Source organism: Sphingobium sp. BS19, from assembly GCF_027925545.1.
In the GTDB taxonomy this organism is placed as follows: Bacteria; Pseudomonadota; Alphaproteobacteria; order Sphingomonadales; family Sphingomonadaceae; genus Sphingobium.
In genome coordinates, this window is the sequence record NZ_BSEF01000087.1 from 1 (window position 1) to 442 (window position 442).

A 442-nucleotide genomic window follows, 5' to 3' on the forward strand; every position below is an offset into this window, starting at 1 on the left:
GGAAGGTGTGGCCCCAAAGGCTAATGCGATCATAGACCCGAGGCGACCATGCATCCTCATCCTCTATCCTGATCCCTGTATAGCCGAGTTCGAAGAGAAAGTTCGACGGGCTTTGCGCATAGAATGACATGTCCATGTCGTTCGGATGCTGACCCAGCGTTATTCCCATCCTGATGCCCGCCGCCTGGAGGCGCTCGTACGAAGTGCCAACGTCGGCAATGCGGTTCGCTGTGACTTCAACATGATGCAGCTTGCTTGTGCCGCCGATCGGTCCCTCAACATAAGCCACCGAGTGATGCCGGAGCCCCGTGTGCATGAAAGCCACGCTCAGAACGCTGCCGTCGGGCAGTTGTTGATGGACGTGATCGGAGAGGCGTGCGCCGATCATGGTGCAGAGGAACTTCTCAGAGGCGGCGTAGTCGCCGGTCATGATGGCAACATG

1 protein-coding gene is annotated in these 442 nt (G+C 57.9%); it reads right to left on the reverse strand.

What is annotated here, in order from left to right:
• Window positions 1-430 (reverse strand): VOC family protein (locus QMG56_RS23285; protein ID WP_281825288.1); only part of this gene is annotated, 430 nt, incomplete at its 3' end.
• Window positions 431-442: the final 12 nt, after the last annotated feature.